Below are 17,985 nucleotides of genomic sequence, written 5' to 3'. Positions count from 1 at the left end.
TGATCTTGGAAGCCGTGCCTGTCACGTTGCGGACCCTGCCGCTGACCTGACGGACCACCACGAACCGGGCGTCACGCGACTACGCCGAAGCCCTGGCATTTCACCGTGCCGCCGAAGGGCGCTCATCCGGGTTACCGGGACATGCGAATGCGAGCTGGGTGCCGGAGCTGGACCGGCGCCGCTTGGCGGCCTACACGGTCCTCGCTGCATACGACAGCAACCAAGGAGCTGCCCTCCTTAGCGAGGGCGGTTCCGAGCACCGTGAGTACGGTGACGCTTCCCTGATCGTCGACCAAACGTTAAGCCACCTGCTCGGTGAAACCCAGCAGGTGGTGTTCGACGGTGCCGAAGGCGACACGGCAGTCCAGGCGCGGCAGACTCTGCTGCGAGAGTGGGCACAGGCGGAACATCTACCACTGCGGATGCAGCATGGCGAGCGCACGGCCGTGTTGCTTGGCGACACCGTCTACCTGCTGGCCTGGTCCCGAGCGAAAGCCCGGCCGGTACTCAAGACGATCGACCCCGGCTTCTACTTCCCCGTGCTGCCGGAGGGTGCGATCGACGCCGATGAGTACCCGCAGCGTGTCCATCTGGCCTGGGAGGTGCCGGAGGACGCAGCCACCGGAGGGAAGGGCATCCTGCGCCGGGTCACATACGAACTCGAGCCCATCGGCGACAGAGACGCCAGCCGGGCGTACCCGTGGTCCAGCCAGCCAAGCAACATCACCTGCTACCTCACCGACGCCGAATGGGACCTCGACCAGGTAGCCAGAGCCGGCGACATCGACGCCCTCTCCCCTGCACTGGCCCGCTACCGCAGCAACGCGGACGGCGAGGTCCTCAACCGACTCGACCTTCAGCTGGACTTCATCCCGCTCGTCCACATCCCCAACACGGTCAGCGGCACTGAGCACTACGGCCAGTCGAGCCTCCTGTCCGCCGCACAGCTCCTCGACGACCTGGCCGCAGCCGACACCGACAGTCAGCGGGCCTCGGCAACAACCGGTTCGCCCATCATCGGCCTCTCCGGGGCACGGCTCCCGGTGGACCGCAGGACCGGCAATCCCCTGCCCGTCGAGGTCGAGCCGGGAATGGTGTGGCCGCTCGGCGACAACGGACAGCTCAGCACCATCGACACCTCTGCCCAGCTCGCCGAACTCCGTGCGTACGTGGGGGCGCTACGCGACCGGCTGTCCGTCGTGACACGGCTGCCAGCAAGCGTGCTGGGTACCGTCAGCCCCTCGAAGGTGCCATCCGGGTACGCACTGCAACTCAGCTTCGGACCACTGGACGCCATGGTGCGCTCGATGCGCCTGGCACGAGAAGCCAAGTACCCCTTACTCCTGAAGATGGTGCAGCGGCTGTATCAGCTCGGCGGCGTACTGCCTCCCGGCGACAACCCGCGCGCCACGATCGCCTTCGGCGCCTACCTTCCCACTGACCAGGCAACTGCCCTCGAGCTCGCGGCTCGTGGTGTCCAAGCTGGCGTTCTGTCGCTGGAAACCGCGGTGCGACTGCTCGTCGAGGCCGGCTTTCCGATCAAGGACGCGACGCTCGAGGTGGAACGCCTACGAAGGTCCACCGCCACAGCGGTGTGAACTCGCGGTGTAACGGCCGACACCGGCCCAGCGTTTATAAAAACGGCACCGCACTTGCGGTACCGTTCTTATAAGATCGTGTCCGTCGAACCCGGAGGTTGAATGCCCGCCCTTTCCATCGCTGCGCTTGGTCCCGACGACTACCACGCGCAGCTTGCCGCCCTCGGCACCAAGCTGGAGTATCTGCATCCGGCTTTGCGGGCCGGCGAGATCGCTCGTCGTTCCGCAACGCTGAACCACCCGGCCAACACCGCCGGCACCCGGGCGTACCAGGAGCACGTCCGGATCATTCGTGAGATGCACATCCAGCACGAGGGCTGGAAGCGGCTTCTGCACGACCATCTGGAGTTCGTCTGCAACTCCGACAAGACCGTCGCGATCGGCGTCATGGTCGGAGATGCGGCAACTGGCGAGCGCAGCCTTCACCCGCGGAACCTCCACCGGCGTGGTGCGGCCACGGAGCGGGCCGCTGAGGTCAACGCTCAGCTGGAGCTCTTCCCGCGCCCGGTGCAACGCCACGAGACCATCCTGAGCGCCGAGGAGTCGTCCCAGCTCCAGATCTGGTTCCTTGTGTCGTACCGCATCGAGGACGGCGACAAGGTGCACATTCACAGCGAGCTCTCGCTGCCCGGCAAAGTCGAGGACGGTTACGTCACGAAGTGGAAGCGGCGTATCCCTCTTCCCGTCCTTGAAATGGACGGAGTCGAACCGCCGTACGAAGATGGGGACGGCGAGATCGACATCCCGGTGCCGTTCCGCTGATCGTACGTCCTGGTGCGGCACTGTTCTGGCAGTGCCGCACCCTGCACCACCGACAAGACGAGGCAGTCCACCATGGTGACCCCATCACGCATCACGCTGGCCCGAAAGCGCCGGGGACTGACCCTCGCAGACCTCTCCCAGCGGACCGGAGTGTCCCTGCAGAGCCTGTCGAACTACGAGACAGGACGGACCTCGCCCCGCCCACTCACTGTCCGGCGCATCGCCGAGTCACTCGACTTCCCTGAGCAGTTCTTCAGCGGCCCTGAGATCGACGAACTCCCCGCGGAGGGCATTTCATGGCGCGCTCGGACCAAGACGCCTCCCCGAGTCCTGGATGCCGCCCGGGCGGCTGGCACACTCGCTGCCCAGCTGTACGACTGGATCGACGGACGCTTCCGTCTGCCCGAACCGGACGTCCCGTCGCTTGGCAAGCCTGATCCTGAGACAGCCGCGGAGATGGTCCGCACCCGTTGGGGGTTGGGTAACACTCCAGCCCCCAACATGGTCCACCTGCTGGAGGCCCACGGAATCCGGGTCTTCTCACTGCCGCCGGACTCGCTAGAGGTCGACGCCTTCGCAGTGTGGCGAGGCAATGTGCCGTTCGTCTTCCTGAACACCATGAAGACGGTCGAGCGCAGCAGGTTCGACGGGGCGCACGAGCTGGGACATCTGGTGATGCACGGCAGCGGCGAGCGCGGCTGCACAGGGCCGGAGGCCGAACGCCAGGCCAACGAGTTCGCGAGTGCCTTTCTAATGCCGGCGGCCAGCGTGCTGGGCCATATGCCTGCTGGGGCCCGTGTCGACCAGATCCTCCAGGGCAAGAGGATCTGGAAGGTATCCGCCATGGCACTGACGTACCGAATGCATGACATGGGCCTGCTGAGCGACTGGCAGTACCGCTCGACATGCGCGGAGCTCAGTGCCCGCGGGTACAAGACGGACGAACCGCAGGGCGTGAAGAAGCGCGAGACGTCTCAAGTTCTGACGAAGGTGTTCAGAGGTCTGAGGTCGAAGGACGTCCGCCTCGCTGACGTCGCCGATGAGCTGGGTGTCACAGTGGAAGAGATGAACAAGATGCTCTTCGGTCTGCCCATGACGTCGGTGGAAGGCGGTGGCGAGCGCTCGTCATCCAGCCGTTCCAAGGGTGTCCTGACCCTCGTGCGCTGATACCTCTGCTGGTGGAGTGTGCTTGAGAGCAAGCGAGGGATTAGGCTCCGCGCCGACGCGGGGGCGTCTGGGCTTGGAGCCTGCCCATGACTGTACGAACGAGGCATCCACGGTCACTGCTGCCGATTACTCCTGTCGGCTATCGCCGTGACGGCCGCCCAATTTTCCCGATCCTCGGAGCGTCCTCCGATGATCCTGGTACCCCTCCCGCCGGCGATCCGACGACCGAGGACACCGGCATCACGACCGTCTCGATCCCCCAGGACGAACTGTCCCGGCGCTTCGCCCGCGAGAAGGACCAGGGTCGTCGTGCCGGTATCCGAGACCTGCTCAGCCAGCTCGGTTTCGAGTCCGCCAAGGCTCTGACGGAATATGTGCAAGACCAGCGTCAGGCCGAACAACAACAGAAGGACGCCGACCGCGAACGTCTGTCCGAGGTCGAGCGGCGCGAGCAGGTCGCGGCGGAGCGCGAACGCCGCGCCCACGAACGGGAGACGGCCGCCACCGCTCGGGAGCAGGACGCCGCCCGCCGCGCCGCGCTGGTCGGGCTGGGAGCCACCGGCGCGGAGCTGGAGGACGCAGTGGTACTCCTGTCCCGCGAGATCGAGCCGGAGGCCGACGCAGCCCTGCTCGCCAGGGCCGCTGAGGAGCTCAAACAGCGCCGTCCGGAGCTCTTCGACACCGCGGCCCCGCAAACGGCCGCCCCTCCTCCCTCAGGCAGCCCGACCAGAATCCCTGCCCGCTCGGGAGGCACTCCAATAAGGCCAGGCCAGTTCGGTCTGGACATCGCCCGGCGCCGCGGTCACCTCAAGAACTCCTGACCGGCGGCTTCGCTTCCCACCGGGACCGCGCCCGCTCCACCTCCGCGGACTACGGCACGCCCCGATGACCGTACGCATCGCAGCTACCCGGAGGAACCCCCGAGTGGATCTCCAGCCGATCACCTATGCCGAGTCCGCCACCGCAGACCGCCCCTGGCTGGCCTCACGCCACGGGCTCGACACCCCGCTCACCATCACCCTGGACACCGCGCTCTTCACTGAGGGCACTCACTACACGCCGCCAGCGTTCGGCCAGCCCCGCAACGTCATGAAGGCGGGCATGCCTCTCGGCCGCGTCACGGCCACCGGCCTGTACGGCCCGTGGGACACCACCGCCACGGACGGTCGCGCCACCTTCACCGGCTTCCTCCTCGCCGACGTGCCCTTCACCCAGGACGGCAGCCGTGCCGGCGCCGCCCTGCTGTGGCACGGCGTGATCGCCGCAGCCCAGATTCCGGTCCATCTCGACCCAGCGGCTATCACCGACTCGACCGCGCAGATCCACTTCATCTGACCAAGCCGCTCAGGAGCCCGTCCCCATGCTCGAAACCCTGCTGCGCGACATCGACGCGGCCGACCTCAATGCCTTCGCCCGAACCATGACCACCCCGGCCGACTTCGAGCTGACCCGCACGGTCATGCCTGAACGTCGCCTGAACTCCGTCAAGTTCCGCATCAAGAGCAGCAAGCGGCGCGTAAACGCGGCCAAGTTCCGTGCCTACGACGCCCAGACTGCCGTCGCCCGCCGCCAGGCCGAGAAGATCATCACCGAGGGCATGCTGCCGCCCTTGGGGCAGAAGCTGATCGTCGGCGAACTGGAGCAGATCCTCCTCGATACCGCCCGCGGCGCCGACTCCTCCGAGTTCGTGGAACTCCTCTACGACGATATCGAGCGCCACGTCGAGTCCATCCACAACCGCATGGAACTGGCCGCCGGCGACCTCCTGGTCGACGGCAAGTTCAGCCTCAACGGCGAGAACGGCCTCACCCTGGAGGCCGACTTCGGCGTCCCAGATGCCAACATGCCCACGGCCGCCCAGCCCTGGTCCGACCCGACCAGCGACCCCATCGCCGACGAGCTGCGCTGGATCGAGTACCTGCGCTCCATCGGCGCCCCGCTCCCGGCCCGCGTGCTCGCGTCCTACAAGGCGCGCGCCACGCTATCCGCGAACGACGCCTACCGAGCGGCGTACTACGGCAGCGTGAATGGCTCGACCACGCCCACCGCGGTCCTCGCGCCCAACGAGGTTGAGGTCGTCCGAGCCCGCTACAACCTCCCGCCGATCACGATCTACGACGTCCAGATTTCCGTGGACGACGCCTACCAGCGCGTCATCCCGGAGGACCGCTGGATCCTTCTCCCGCCAAACCCCGAGTCCTGGGCAGAGACCCAGTACGGCATCACAGCCGAATCCCTGGTCCTGTCCTCCGGCACCAACCCGGCCATCACCCGCGAGGACGCTCCGGGCATCGTCATCACCGCCGACTACCAGGACGACCCGGTCCAGGTCTGGACGAAGGGCGCCGCGGTCGCCATGCCAGTCATGTACGTGCCCGATATCCACGTCACCGCGAAGGTCCTCTGATGCCCACCGCTCGCACCCTCGCTGCCGCCGTCTTCGTGACGGACCCGAAGACCCACGAGTTCCTACTGCTCCAACCCGGTGCGGAAGTCACCGACTGGGCGATCTCCGGGCAGATAACGCACCCCGATGCCTCGGCTCCCAAGCCCACCCCAGAACCCCTATCACCCCGGCCGAGTCCCCGCGCGAAACTCACAGCCGAGGCCGCGACATCATGACTATGACCGACGCCGACTATGCGTACCTGCGCTCCGAACTCGGCGAGGCTGATCGCGGCGATCTCGACGCGCGCTTCACACGTCTCGGTTCGCTGGAGGACGTCGCCGTGGAGATCCTCCGCGAGCGCAAGGCCGCCCTGGTCGCCGACCCTCTGACAGTCACGGTGCAGGGGATCGCTACCCTCAACAATGCCGAAAACGTTAAGGCATTGGAGCGCCAAATCGCGGGTCTTGGAAAGCCCGATGAACCAGGAGTGGCCGAAGGACTTCCGGTACCACTCGTGCGCCACCGAAGCCGATAGATGCGATCTCCCTGTATGAGCCTCCCGATGCAGGGGCAACGCACCCCAGGCTGCTCTCCTGAAGCGAACAGGACTCCGTGCATGCGGCCAGCATCCACGGAGTCCCGAAAGCGCCGACGCTCAGTCTTCGTCGATCAGGTCCGAAAGCTGAGTGGCGGGTGCGACGTCAGCAGTCGCGTCGTCCTCTTCAGATTCGGCGACCTCGTCCGAAGCCCCAAGGTCGTCGAAGGAAGGCTCGGGGGCAGTACCTTGCCCCCTCGACTCGTACCAAATCTGGTACGCCTCGTCTGACATAAAGAACCAGTTTCGGAGGGCCTGCTTCAGGGAGCTGCTTGCACTTTTCTCTGCCTGGCTACGACGCTTGTCATCCTTCAACTCCGGGTGACTTGTCCGAAGCGCCTTGATCTGCTGGTCGATGCACAGCTTGAGGTACGAGTCGCGCGCAGAGCTGAGCATGTCCTCGAAATCGGACTGCTTGGGGAACCAGTGAGCGACGTGCTCCCAAGCAGCTGGTGTGGCCAGCGCCTGCATCCAAAAGTACCGGAAGTACACAGACTGGGGCGTGTCCATGTTGTTGATCTGGTTCAGGGGCGTACTGATCTCAGATTTGTTGAATGCAACCTTCCGGTCCCTTCCCTTGCCGTGGTCCTGGGCGAAGAACGCATTCCACCCGGCTGCGAGGGCCTCCGCGAAAGCAGGCAACTCCTTGAGGTCGACATGCCGCGTGCTCGGATCCTTGCGGAGTTCCCAGAGGGACGCAAGCGTCATGACCATCCCGAGCTGACACGCATGCGTATTGAAGACCGCGTAAGCGGCCTTGCAGCGCCGCAGATTGGCCGGACTACCCGAGTCGAGATAGGTCTGAACCCGGAGTGCTTCGAAAAGCTCCTCTCGCTTCCTCAGTGTTTCCCACGCGAGGATCACATCAGACTTGGAAATCTTGCGATCGCTAAGGGCCCGCTTCTCGAGGAAGTGGTCGTAGCTGTCCTTGAGGGTCCAGAAGACACCCACACCACCGAACAGCGCATCGTGGGCAAGATGGTTCATACCGAGGTCATCGACATGCCAATCATCCTTCAGCTGGGTCAATGCGCTAGCGTGCGCGGCGTAGGGCTCAGTCTTTGAGAGAAGAGTCAGAATCGCCTTCCCCCAGGTCGCGGCGAACTGCTCGCTGATGACGTCGACCTGACCGAGCGGGAAGTCCTCGTCACCCAACTTCTCGCGCTGGTAAGAGATCCCGCCATCCTCGAACTGAGCGGGAAACAGGTTGAAGATATCGAGCTGCTCACGCATGAACGAGTCCCGGTCAGCCGGGCTGGGACGCCCGACAAACTTAAGAGTGACGTCCTTCAGATACTTGGGAGGACCGAAGATGCATCGATCTACCGCGAACTTGAGCAGATCAATGTTGGTGAGGACGGACCAGCGAGCGGGCCGACTGGAGTTCACCTCGGGGTTGTCGTATTCGACCGCGTACAACGGCAGGTACGAATCGTCACTACGACTGCGAAGCTCGCTGAGCATCCGACGGGTCAGCACGTTTCCCAGCTCACCGTCGGAGAGCAAGATAATGCGGGACTTGCTCGGCGGCTTGGCCTCCTTGTTGACGTCAACGAACAACTTCCGGGCAGAGCGGTGAGGATCGGACTGCTCCCCCGTCTGGTCGGGGAACCAGCACACGGTGACGGGAACCTCTACTTTGCTGAGGTCGAATCCTTCGCGCCCCTGCTCCTTGAGTACCTGCTTGACCTGGTTCTCGTAGAAGGACTTGAAGCGGGCGCCCGCGGAGGTCTGCCAACTGTTGGTCTGGGTGCGCTCAACAGCGAGAAGTGCCATCGCGCGGTGTTGTCCATCCAGGACCACAAGTTGCGCCTTGGAACGGTTCCACCACAGCTTTCCAACGTTGGCACCGTGGAGTTCACCATCTGGAGTCATCAGGCGCTGCACCTGGAATGAGCTCTCTGCCCGTACCTGCTGCCACGGTGCGCCATCAGCCTCGATACGGGTCTCTTCGCCGAGCTCGGGGAAGACCGTAGGTGTGCCGTCGCTCTTGAACGGCAGTAGGACCGCAACGATCGGAGGGAAGAAGGCCGGCCCCGTCGACTGCGGTTTCAAGAGGTAGGAGATGAGATTGACCGCAACCCGATGATCGTCAAGATCCCTCTGGAGCAGTTGATTGAAGTCGAGCGCCTCTGCCGGCATCACCTCACGCACAGGTGCCAGACTCTTGGTCAGCTGCCGTTCTGGATCATCAGAGTTATCACCAAGACGCGCCTTGGTCATGATGTAGTCCACCTGGCCAGCGGGAGTTGAGAAGCTTCCCCAGGTGCCCTGCACGTAGTCGCGGAAAGTGAGCTTGGAGCCCGAGCCGAACATCATTCACTGCCTTCCAAGGATTGGGGAGTACAACCGGTGCAGAAGCCATTCCGCTGACTCGGCGGTATTTCGGAGCTGCTTCTTCGTGATCTCGTCGTTCTGCTCGTCACCGAGATCAATGACCCATGCCTCAAGATGTTCCATGGCGATGTTGCGTGCTGCCGCCCGCTCGCCGAAGGACCTGCCGTGCGCACGAACAGCGTCGGCGTCCTGGGGGTGCTCGCGGAGGTAGTCGTGCGCGCGAGTGAACTTCTGGCGATGCTGGATGAGCCGCTGCTTCAGGTTCTCGGCGACACCGATGTAGAGAGGAGAGGAAAAGACCGGGATGGCCTGGGTCAAGATGGTGGACATCACTCGCCGACGGTTCTCAGTATCCAGCGAGCCCATTAGCTTCTCGAGTCGCAGTACTGCTTCAGCTTCTGTGTCGTCTTCCGCATCGACGGAGGTTGGTGCGTCGGGTCCGTCAGGTGGACCAAGCGGGGAGTCCAGTGCGATCTCCCCTTGCCACCTGGCTCCGTAGGAGCCTCTGCCTGAGAGGTTGATCGGGAGTGGCTCGTAGTAGCCCGCGTACTTGCGGAGTAGGTTCAGGAACCCCTCGGTGGCTTCGTCGCCGTTCTTCCCGGCCCTGAGCTTCCAGTCGTGGGGGCCGGCTCGAAAGCTGACGTACCAGGCGTACAGCCCCGGAGTATCCGGTGCCTGATCGACGTGGGGCATCGAGTATCTGACGATGGCAGGGGGCTCAGTCACGGTATTTGCATCCTCATCCTCGCATTGTTCTCATGGGGCATCCCGGATCTACCCGTGCTCCGTTTTGGGTTACCCAAGGCCAGGCAGTAGCAATCAGAAGCGAAGCTTCAGGTAGAACCCCCTTGCATCCGTGATTGACCGCTGCCACGCAGGCGCGGGCAGCGGTCAATCAGTTTAGTCCTTGAAGCGTTCCTTCAGGAATGCTTCGGCGAACATCCCCCAGTGTGAGCGCAGTTGGTCGAACTGCTCAGGGTCCCTGTCCATACCCTCAGCGCGAGCATAGGCCATGAGGAGGAGGTCGATTGCTTCTTCGGCCCGACGGGCAAGATCCATCATGTCCTCTGGGGCCATTCCATCGGCGCCGTTATCTGCGACTTTCTTCAACGGGTTGTACACCTCACGGAAGAAGGTGTGCCGGTGATTGAGCTTGACGATGGATTTGCTGTTGAGGTGTTCAATATCGAACAGCTCCTTGCCCGGCCACTGGAGATCCAACAGCGTGATGGGCTTTGACTCAATCTGCTCGCGAATCTGCTGAATTCGGCTCGCATCGGCTTCCGGGTCCAGGTTGAGGTCCTGGATCGTCTCTTCGACGGCCTGCTCCTGCCGCTCAGGAGTAATGTCGCGCCCTGCTACTGCCTTGGGGAGGCGCGCACTCGCGGTCTCTGCACTGTCCATGCTCCTGGTGTGCTCGCCCTTGTCCAGGCGCTGCTGAGATTCCCGATAGCGCCAGTGATCCCGGATGTCCTTACGCGCCTGCTTTACAGGTCGAGCGAGCCACGCCCGGAGCTCATCGCGCAGCTTATTCACCGGCTCTGCCCCGCGCTTTACGTGGCGCACCTGGAAATACTCATCAAGATCTGCAGGGAAACTTACCTCGATGGCCAGGTAGCGAGTTACCTTATCGGTGATCCCTCCCGGGAGTATCCGCGGAACGATTGCATAGTAGATCTCGCGACCATTCCTTAGGATGCTGATCTTTCCCGTGTTCTCGGTGTTGATCTGGAATTCTCGAATATCGCGGCCGGTCACGTCGTGGCTCCCACCAGACCCTTCGGCAGGGCGGAACTCCTCCGGTACCAGAGCAACCGTGACGTGGACCTTATGCCCGTCGATTTCGAGATCCGTCTCTTCGACGATCCGACCCCGCGGATCCTCGGGCTTGTACTGCTTGATGATGCGTGGATTATCCTTGAGGAAGAGCGGATCATGCAGCGTGACGACCTTGCCGTCCAGTTCGAAAGTGCGGCCCGTGTCGATAAATGTCCTATAGGCTCGAGCGATGAACTTGCGCAGATCCGCGATCTTTTCCTGAAGAGACGTGCCGTAGCTGCCGCCGTCATTCAACCTGTCGATCTTGCCGAAGATGACGACTGTGCCAGAATCGAATGGCTTGCCGTTCTTATCGACCATCAACTCAGCGGCCACCCGCGGCCACTCATCAGCGACGGTGGTGGACGTATGTTGCTGCTTTCCGCTGCTGATCTCCTGGAGATCGATGTAGCTGTGAAAGATTCGGGAATCGTTGGTTCGCTTGCTGTACACGTCGATACGCTCGCCCAGGCTGAGCGCGGCCAGCTTGAGTCCAACCCCGAAGCGCCCCAGTCCCTGCCGCTGCCCGTAGCGTGTGCTGTACCCCATGGACAGGACGTGGTGAAGGATCGCGGGGTCGATACCCGTACCGTCGTCCGCAAAGATCAGCTGCTCGATCGAGCTCTTCCCCGGTCCATAGATCGGGAGCACCCGCAGGATCGTGGCGTCTGCCTCGATGGAGTTGTCCAACGGTTCGCCAGCGGCAGCGGTCAGGTCGTAGCCGGCATCGCGCATGGATTCGAGCGCCTTGTCGACCTGAATGAGGTCGGCGCGAGAGTCCTCGGCAGACATGAAGGTGGGAGTCGTCACGGGATTTCCTTTCCTAGAGGTGCGGTCAGAGGAGCCTGAACGCTCCGTGGCCTCGGGAGGTTTCGCAGCCGATCGCGTTGGGTCTTGTCTTGGGTAACAGTGCAGAAGGAACAGATGGCTGGTGTCAGATCGGGGTGGTCTGGGTGCGCTCTGTTCTGCAGCCCGGGTGACAGGACGTGAAACAGAGCGCACTCCATCTCAAAGGCGTGCAACGGAAGCCCGTACACGTCGAAGCTGAAGTAGTCGGCGCGTCTGGAGCGGGCGTGTACCACGAGCCGTCTTTGGAGATCGGTGTCGCTACGCCCCACGTACACCGGTGCCGTGAGATCAGTGAAGAGTACGTACGTCCCGACGGTGTTGCTCGGTACCGCAGCTCGTATAACCGCCGACTTCAGCTGCAGCAGACGATGGCTCACGCGGCAAGGCCGAGAGGACCTCGGACCCGCTTGGCCGTGCGGCGAGCGCGGCTGATGCGTTCCCTCATCCGGGGCAGAGGAAGGCAGTGGCGGTCGGCCAGCGTCACTGCGTCGTCGCCATGTGCCAGGGCTTCAAGCAGAATGCGCTCAACGAGGCCGAACTGCGGCTCGGTGCGGATCCAGTCCAGGACCTCAATGAAGTGAAAGCCGGGTTCGTCTCGTCCGGGCTCATCATGCTCGTCAAGCATGGCTACGGAGGGAACAATCTCCTTGCGCCGCTCCAGCGCCTCGTAGGCATGCCCCATGGCAGAGCGGATACGACGGTGGGAGGGGACTGCATCGTCGGCCGGATTACGCAAGAGCTCGTCCAAGGCGCGCTCAATGCGATCGAGCTGGTAGAGGTCGTGAGTGCGCATGGCGCGCTCCTGCAGGGTGAAGACGGCATCCTCAACCGGCATGCTGATCATGGTGCTCTCCGTTGTCTGTATGCGTGCCCCATGCGGTGGCACGCGTCCGAATTGGAGGCGGTGCTTGAAGTTGTTCCTCGAGAGTAGACGAAGGCACTGACATCCAGAGGTCAGTTGCCGATTCTGGCGGTGCCCAAGTGCTGCCTGTTGCCCTCACCTCTGTAGGTCGGGTGGGGCGGCGCGTTGTTGCAGGGGCGTGCGAGGTTTTCCTGGCCGCGATCGAGGAGCTGCGACCTGAACGCCGAAGGGGCTGATCGCGTTGTGTGCGATCAGCCCCTTCCTGCCACGCGCTCCGGCTCAGGACGCGACCGCGGCAACCATCCCCTCGATGGTCGCCATGTCCTTGTTGCCACCGAGGTAGCCGATGCCCCGATGCAGGTGGATGGTCAGCGTCCTGGCCACAGCTTCATCGGTAGGCTCCTCACCGTCCTTGAGGCAGCGCTGCTTGAGCAGCGCTAGGTAGATGTCGCCGTACTGGCCGGCAAAGGTCTTCCACGTCATCTCCACGTTGGAGTCAGTGACGATGTCCTTCACCAGGGGGGTAGACGGATCCTTCAACGACAAGGCCAGAGCCCACCGGCACAGGACGTTCCACTGAGCAATACCTGTGGTGCGCTTGAGCCAGATCAGGCGATCTTTCGCCGGTTGGGAGAGACGGACGATTTCAGGCGACATTCGAGGCTCCTCCGTTCCACCAGTACCCCTCGACGACGCCTGTAGTGAAGCTTGAGTCATCGTGGACGAGGGTGTAAGTGCGGGCGACGGACTTCTTGAGGCGGCCCAGGAGGTACTCGTCGATCTCCTCGTCAGTGGACAGGAGGAGCACTTGCTCGCTGGCCTGAGGGAAGTAGCGGTCGACGAGATGCTCGCGGTGAAGGCTGTCGAGGCGACCGAGCGGAGTGTCGATCACGCTGGGCAAGTGGCTACCGGCCACCTTCATCATGCCCCACAGGAGAGAGATGGCCAGAAGCTGGCGCTCGCCGGCACTGAGGCGGCCCGGATCAACGGCTTCGCCATTGGCGTCTGCCAGAGTCAGCGTGAACTTGTCTGTGTCGATGCGCAGATCCTCTACGAGCCCCTGCTTCCGCATGAGTTCCTTGAAGCTGACCAGCACGGCGACTTCCAGGTTTTTGATGTGACGCTGGAGAAGTGCTTCGCCGAACCGCTCCAGAGTGCCGCGGGCCTTCTCCGAGTACTTGATGAGCCGTTCGACTTCTTCGGCCTTGACCTTGGTCCGTACAAACTCATCGTGTGCCCGCTTGAGTGAGGCTGCGACGTGCTCCACACGGCGTGTGAGTTCGGAGATACGCTCGTTCGCGCGAGCCGCTGAAGCCTTAACGCGTGCGACTTCCTGGAGTTGCTTGTTCCGCTCCGCTTGGAGAGCCTCCACATCGCTCTGCTCAGGAACTCCTGCCAGCTGGCGATCCAGCTGGTCCAACTCCTCAGCAGCAGCGGCAGCTTGATCCAGCAGCTCGGCAGCCCTCGTCTTGTCCCGTCCGAGGACCTCGTCGACGACCGAGAGCTGCGTGAGAGTGTCATGAGGGAGTGCGAGATCCACCTTGAGGGACGTGGACTTGGAGCGCCTAGTCCGGTCCGCTTCAAGCTTCTCGGTCACGGCCTGGCGCGCGTCCTCAGGGAGGAGGTCGAGAAGCCACTGGTCACGCTCTTCCAGAACATCCAGGACGTGGCCGGCTTCGGCCGCAGACTGTTCTCGCCTGGCCTGCTTCCCGACCTCCTTGAGGTGCGAGCTCATCATGAGGAGGGGGAGGGGCCCTGCGGCGAGTTGCTTCAGTGAGGATCGCAGCTCGGCGAGCTGCTCAGCCACACTCTTACGCTCGCGTTCAAGTTCGACGCGTCGCTCGAACAAGCCGCCACCCGCATCTGCGAACTTGTCCTCCAGGCTCCCCAACCGTCGCTCGGATGCCCGGAGTTCCAACTTACGATCGTCTCGCGTCTGAAATGCTTCCTCAAGTTCCTGCTTGACTGCTGCCAGTTCATGCTCCTGGGCCCTAACCTTGTCCAGGATGTGCTGCTCTTCGTCAGACAGCTTCTGACGACGCTGGAGAGCAAGCAGGTCGGTGCGGAGCTGCTGCACAGTGCTGACGCCGAGGAGGGAATGCACGGCGGATTCGATGACCGACGAAGCCCGCTCCGGGTCCGCGAGCGACTCGATCTTTTCACCGTCAAAGAATGACAGCGAAGCTACCTCCAGCGGCAGCAGGTCCTCGACGTGGTCAGCCCACCCTTCGCTGAGGACCTTGCTGTACTTGAGGCTGGGCTGACGCGGGCGGCCGTTCGCGCCGTTACCAACGTACTCGTCATCGAGGAAGACGCTGAGGAACTCCTTGAGCGACTTGCCGCTGGTGTGCCAGCTGCGAGTGACCTTGTAGTAGTGCTCCCCGCCGTCCACATTTACCGTGAACTCAAGCTCCACCGACGAGCCACGGGTGGCATCGTGCTGCCGGTTGATGCACTCGCGAAGGTACGTCTCGTACGCCTTGTTCCCGCGGCCACTGCACCTGGCTCGCGGCCCGTACAGCGTAAGTTGGATGGCGTCGAGCAGCGTCGTCTTGCCACAGCCGTTGAGACCGCCGATCAAGATGATGGGCTTGTTTCTCTTCACGGTGAGGTCGAGCGACTGCTTGCCCCGGTATGCCCCGAACTCTTCGAGGGTGATTTTACGCAGGAGCATTGGTGCCGATCTCTTCGTCCAGGGTTGGGTTGCTTTCTACCTCTTCGCGCCATTTTTGCTTTTGCTGGGCGAAGGAGACTGCGTCGGCATGATCCTCGTAGTAGCCCTTCTGGACGGCGTCTTCCAGGGCTCGGAAGAGACCAGAACGCCGGGTCATGGTGCGGTACTTACGCTCCACCGCCAGCAGCTCGCGGACCATGTCGTAGTGGAGCTCATCGTCCCCGCAGATCTCCTTGAGAAGCTCCATCTCGTCGGAGCCGAGCACGAGCTGTTCATCGAGTCGACCGCCAGGGAAGTCCTCGCCAGTGGCTGCCTTGTAGATCCCCGGGAGGGAGTCCTCTACTTCGTGTTTTTCGAAGACCCAAATCCGCCGGATCTCATGGAGCTCGTCCAGGGTGATCAGCTCGATATTGCGAACATGCTCGGGGGCTGTCGCCCGGATATGCGTCTGGACCTCCAGCAGATCCTTCAGCCAGTCCTCTCGCCACTTCTGCAGGTACGGGCCGTGGATCGCCCGGTCGTTGAACAGCATGACTTTGCCGTTCATGCGGCGGAAGTCGCGAGCATACTTGTCCGTACGTGGATGCGGGAGCTTCTTCCCCTTCTGATAATCCGGGTCATCTTCAGACTCGACACGCCCAAAGGGCATGTCGAGCTTGTTGCGCAGTTCCAGGAGCGGATACATCCACTCCTTCTCTTCGTCGTTCTGGACCATCGCGGACATGGATTTGTCCTCCTCGACCAGCGTGCATGTCCAGCAGCCGAATCGGCTGGAGCCACAAGACGGGGTCGTGGAGTCGACGACGAGAGGGCATTCACCGTCGGCGGATGCGCCCTGGTACATGGTGAGGAGGTCCTGATTGTTGTAGCCCCAGGGGTTGGGCTTCTGCATCAGGAACTCCCAGACATCGTCGTCGGCCCAGTCTTCAACCGGGCTGTATACAAGGGAGTTGGGGAGATTAGCGTTCGGGCTGAGGCGATCGCGAACACGCCGCTTCTCGTGCTTCTCCATTGCGCGGGCACGAGCCTGGCTCTCAGCCTTACGGATCCCGAGAACCATGATCGCCTCACCATGTGCGGCAACCACGGATCGAATGAAGGAGTTCGAGGGCTTGATCTTCAGGCGCTCGGTGCACCACCGGAACTTAGGACGGGGCGCGGGGTAGCCGCGGCCGAGCAGGTTTACCCAGAAGGTGTCCTTGAGCTCCGGGGTCAGGCGGTGAGGTTCAATGGGCAGCGCCTGATCGGCAGCCGCATTCGCCATGGTCTCCAAGGACGTGGTGACCCAGGCCGCGACAACGGGGTTCTCGACCAGTGTGTCCGTGCTGATGACGTGCACCGGCTTACTGAGCTTGCCCTTGGGTAGATCTTTTAGTGCCATCCACACGAGCTGAAGCACAGCGGTAGAGTCCTTGCCACCGCTGTAACCGATTACCCAGGGGACCTCATCCGCGGTATAGAGCTCGCGGATCTCGCCGGTCAGTTCCGCGACGACGGCATCAAGCGTACGTCCATTGAAAGCCTGCCGGCGGACGGTGGGGATGCCAAGAGGCAAGGGGGTGTTCATGCATCGCCTCGCAAGTATGCGTCTTCAACCCGCTGCTCCTCGGGGCTGAGCCCGAGGCCAAGGTGACGGCGCAGATAGTTCACGGTCAAGGTCACGTTCTGATGGCTCTTGGAGACACGGCCACCGACGATGGCGCGGCCTTCCCAATCGGTGTTGGCGCGACTCCAGTCCACCTTCTCCAGGGGGGCCAGTTGCTTCTTCCACGTGAGTGGCACGGTCGAATCGCGAAGGAGTGAGTTACCGACGCGCCCGAGCGCATGGAGGGCGATCCCGTGGCTGTGGATGAAGTCTCGGCGCATCTCGGTAGCGGAGAGCTTGCGATTGCGGACCAGAGCCCACTCGGGGAGCTGCTTGTCGATCGTTTCCCAGTAAGCCTGGGCGAGATCGACGGCTTCGTCGTGCTGAAGCTCCAGTCCCTGCAGCAGGGCTTGGGTACCGAAGTAGAGAGCGCTCAGAGTGAACATCATCCGCGAGCGGGCAGAGAGGTTGCTCTTCTCCATCTCGACGTAGCCCTTGAAGACGGTTGACCGTACCGCCATGACCCGAACGACCTGAGAAGAGGGGTCACGGTGGTCATACAGCACGCCGATGGAGCGTGCGGGGCGTACCGCGTGCCGGTTGAGGTCAGCAAACATTTGCTGGGATCGCGCTAGACCCGCGTCATGAAAGAAGACCACGGCAATCGTCTCCTCGCCGAGGTCAGGGTTCTCCTTGAGCGCGAGCTCGATCGCCGCGCGGCGGTGCTGCCCATCGTTGATCAGGAACCGCGAGGCCATGGGGATGCGCAGTTGGCCAGTCCGGAACCCCGTACCGTCCGGGCTTGTGCTGTCGAAGTCCATATCGCCGTCAACGGATGCAGTCAGCGCACTGAAGACATAGTCGTCCGGATTGTCCAAGATGTACTTGGTGAGGGCGGGAAGGCGCCCCTTGTTGAGGATGCGCTGCGCTCGCATGTCGGGGGATAGCTCGTCTTCGTCGAAGATGAAGATCTTGGGGATCAGGCGCAGGGGGCACATCGAGACGTAAAACTCTCGCCCCGCCTGGATGCCGCGGATGGCTGGGAAGGCGTACTCGAACCCCACGGAGGTACGGGGGGCTACGACTCGGGTACCAGGTGCCACGGCTTCGCTCTCCACTTCCGTAACTTTAACGTACTCGCGCCCGGTAACGTTCATCAGTTGACGTACTGGCGCTGCTCTGCTCATGCGGGGTCCACAACCGACGTACTGCGGGGTGCCGGGTCGGCGCCTCACTGCCGGTCTGGCACAGGATTGCTACACGGTGGGATGACGTACGGATGCGCCGGTGTTGACGTGCGTGTCGGCATCGCAGTGCGCGTTAATGTGTGGCACGTGTACGTTAACTGA

Annotated in this window: 15 protein-coding genes; 7 read left to right on the top strand and 8 right to left on the bottom strand. The window is 62.9% G+C overall.

The genetic code is table 11. The features are described from left to right. Positions 1 to 158: 158 nt before the first annotated feature. From ACGF5O_RS22085 to ACGF5O_RS22055, 7 genes are all read left to right on the top strand, one after another. Positions 159 to 1,598, top strand: coding sequence for a hypothetical protein (locus ACGF5O_RS22085; RefSeq protein WP_393811554.1), 1,440 nt, complete (start codon positions 159 to 161; stop codon positions 1,596 to 1,598). Positions 1,599 to 1,700: 102 nt separating this feature from the next. Beyond that, complete coding sequence (locus ACGF5O_RS22080; protein WP_393811553.1) at positions 1,701 to 2,360, top strand: hypothetical protein; 660 nt, start codon at positions 1,701 to 1,703, stop codon at positions 2,358 to 2,360. A 72-nt stretch (positions 2,361 to 2,432) separates the two neighbouring features. Then, positions 2,433 to 3,527, top strand: coding sequence for a helix-turn-helix domain-containing protein (locus tag ACGF5O_RS22075; protein ID WP_393811552.1), 1,095 nt, complete (start codon positions 2,433 to 2,435; stop codon positions 3,525 to 3,527). A gap of 86 nt (positions 3,528 to 3,613) precedes the next feature. Further along, positions 3,614 to 4,348, top strand: a complete 735-nt coding sequence (locus ACGF5O_RS22070) for a hypothetical protein (protein ID WP_393811551.1) — start codon at positions 3,614 to 3,616, stop codon at positions 4,346 to 4,348. Positions 4,349 to 4,451: 103 nt separating this feature from the next. Next, positions 4,452 to 4,862 (top strand): head decoration protein, encoded by a 411-nt coding sequence (locus ACGF5O_RS22065; RefSeq protein ID WP_393811550.1) that lies wholly within the window; start codon positions 4,452 to 4,454, stop codon positions 4,860 to 4,862. Positions 4,863 to 4,887: 25 nt separating this feature from the next. Then, the gene (locus ACGF5O_RS22060) at positions 4,888 to 5,934 is read left to right on the top strand and encodes a major capsid protein (protein ID WP_393811549.1); all 1,047 of its coding nucleotides are present in this window, start codon (positions 4,888 to 4,890) and stop codon (positions 5,932 to 5,934) included. Positions 5,935 to 6,151: 217 nt separating this feature from the next. Next, positions 6,152 to 6,451 (top strand): hypothetical protein, encoded by a 300-nt coding sequence (locus ACGF5O_RS22055; protein WP_393811548.1) that lies wholly within the window; start codon positions 6,152 to 6,154, stop codon positions 6,449 to 6,451. A gap of 120 nt (positions 6,452 to 6,571) precedes the next feature. Here the strand turns inward: ACGF5O_RS22055 and ACGF5O_RS22050 are convergent, their stop codons facing one another. From ACGF5O_RS22050 to dndB, 8 genes are all read right to left on the bottom strand, one after another. After that, on the bottom strand, positions 6,572 to 8,830 hold the full coding sequence (locus ACGF5O_RS22050; RefSeq protein WP_393811547.1) for a hypothetical protein: 2,259 nt from the start codon (positions 8,828 to 8,830) through the stop codon (positions 6,572 to 6,574). Beyond that, positions 8,831 to 9,574: a hypothetical protein gene (locus ACGF5O_RS22045; protein ID WP_393811546.1), complete on the bottom strand. Its 744-nt coding sequence runs from the start codon at positions 9,572 to 9,574 to the stop codon at positions 8,831 to 8,833. It abuts the gene before it with no gap. Between the two features lie 174 nt (positions 9,575 to 9,748). Next, positions 9,749 to 11,476 carry an ATP-binding protein gene (locus tag ACGF5O_RS22040; RefSeq protein ID WP_393811545.1) on the bottom strand — a complete coding sequence of 576 codons (1,728 nt, stop codon included), beginning with the start codon at positions 11,474 to 11,476 and terminating at the stop codon, positions 9,749 to 9,751. Positions 11,477 to 11,888: 412 nt separating this feature from the next. After that, on the bottom strand, positions 11,889 to 12,359 hold the full coding sequence (locus ACGF5O_RS22035) for a hypothetical protein (RefSeq protein WP_393811544.1): 471 nt from the start codon (positions 12,357 to 12,359) through the stop codon (positions 11,889 to 11,891). Positions 12,360 to 12,656: 297 nt separating this feature from the next. Further along, positions 12,657 to 13,034 carry a DNA sulfur modification protein DndE gene (gene dndE / locus ACGF5O_RS22030; RefSeq protein WP_393811543.1) on the bottom strand — a complete coding sequence of 126 codons (378 nt, stop codon included), beginning with the start codon at positions 13,032 to 13,034 and terminating at the stop codon, positions 12,657 to 12,659. After that, complete coding sequence (gene dndD / locus ACGF5O_RS22025; protein ID WP_393811542.1) at positions 13,024 to 15,051, bottom strand: DNA sulfur modification protein DndD; 2,028 nt, start codon at positions 15,049 to 15,051, stop codon at positions 13,024 to 13,026. Before dndD ends, dndE begins: the two co-directional genes overlap by 11 nt. Beyond that, the gene (gene dndC / locus ACGF5O_RS22020; protein ID WP_393811541.1) at positions 15,038 to 16,618 is read right to left on the bottom strand and encodes a DNA phosphorothioation system sulfurtransferase DndC; all 1,581 of its coding nucleotides are present in this window, start codon (positions 16,616 to 16,618) and stop codon (positions 15,038 to 15,040) included. The genes dndD and dndC overlap by 14 nt, the downstream gene beginning before the upstream one ends. Beyond that, positions 16,615 to 17,700, bottom strand: a complete 1,086-nt coding sequence (dndB, locus tag ACGF5O_RS22015) for a DNA sulfur modification protein DndB (RefSeq protein WP_393811540.1) — start codon at positions 17,698 to 17,700, stop codon at positions 16,615 to 16,617. The genes dndC and dndB overlap by 4 nt, the downstream gene beginning before the upstream one ends. Positions 17,701 to 17,985 lie beyond the last annotated feature (285 nt).

It is taken from the genome of Streptomyces sp. NPDC048291, assembly GCF_043201715.1.
GTDB lineage: Bacteria > Actinomycetota > Actinomycetes > Streptomycetales > Streptomycetaceae > Streptomyces.
This window is presented reverse-complemented; position numbering and strand designations above follow the sequence as displayed.

Bases quoted from the DNA above. Each gene is read 5' to 3' on its own strand.
- ACGF5O_RS22080 (WP_393811553.1), top strand. From the start codon at position 1,701: ATGCCCGCCCTTTCCATCGCTGCGCTTGGTCCCGACGACTACCACGCG.
- ACGF5O_RS22075 (WP_393811552.1), top strand. From the start codon at position 2,433: ATGGTGACCCCATCACGCATCACGCTGGCCCGAAAGCGCCGGGGACTG.
- ACGF5O_RS22070 (WP_393811551.1), top strand. From the start codon at position 3,614: ATGACTGTACGAACGAGGCATCCACGGTCACTGCTGCCGATTACTCCT.
- ACGF5O_RS22060 (WP_393811549.1), top strand. From the start codon at position 4,888: ATGCTCGAAACCCTGCTGCGCGACATCGACGCGGCCGACCTCAATGCC.
- ACGF5O_RS22055 (WP_393811548.1), top strand. From the start codon at position 6,152: ATGACCGACGCCGACTATGCGTACCTGCGCTCCGAACTCGGCGAGGCT.
- ACGF5O_RS22050 (WP_393811547.1), bottom strand. From the start codon at position 8,830: ATGATGTTCGGCTCGGGCTCCAAGCTCACTTTCCGCGACTACGTGCAG.
- ACGF5O_RS22035 (WP_393811544.1), bottom strand. From the start codon at position 12,359: ATGATCAGCATGCCGGTTGAGGATGCCGTCTTCACCCTGCAGGAGCGC.
- dndE (WP_393811543.1), bottom strand. From the start codon at position 13,034: ATGTCGCCTGAAATCGTCCGTCTCTCCCAACCGGCGAAAGATCGCCTG.
- dndD (WP_393811542.1), bottom strand. From the start codon at position 15,051: ATGCTCCTGCGTAAAATCACCCTCGAAGAGTTCGGGGCATACCGGGGC.
- dndC (WP_393811541.1), bottom strand. From the start codon at position 16,618: ATGAACACCCCCTTGCCTCTTGGCATCCCCACCGTCCGCCGGCAGGCT.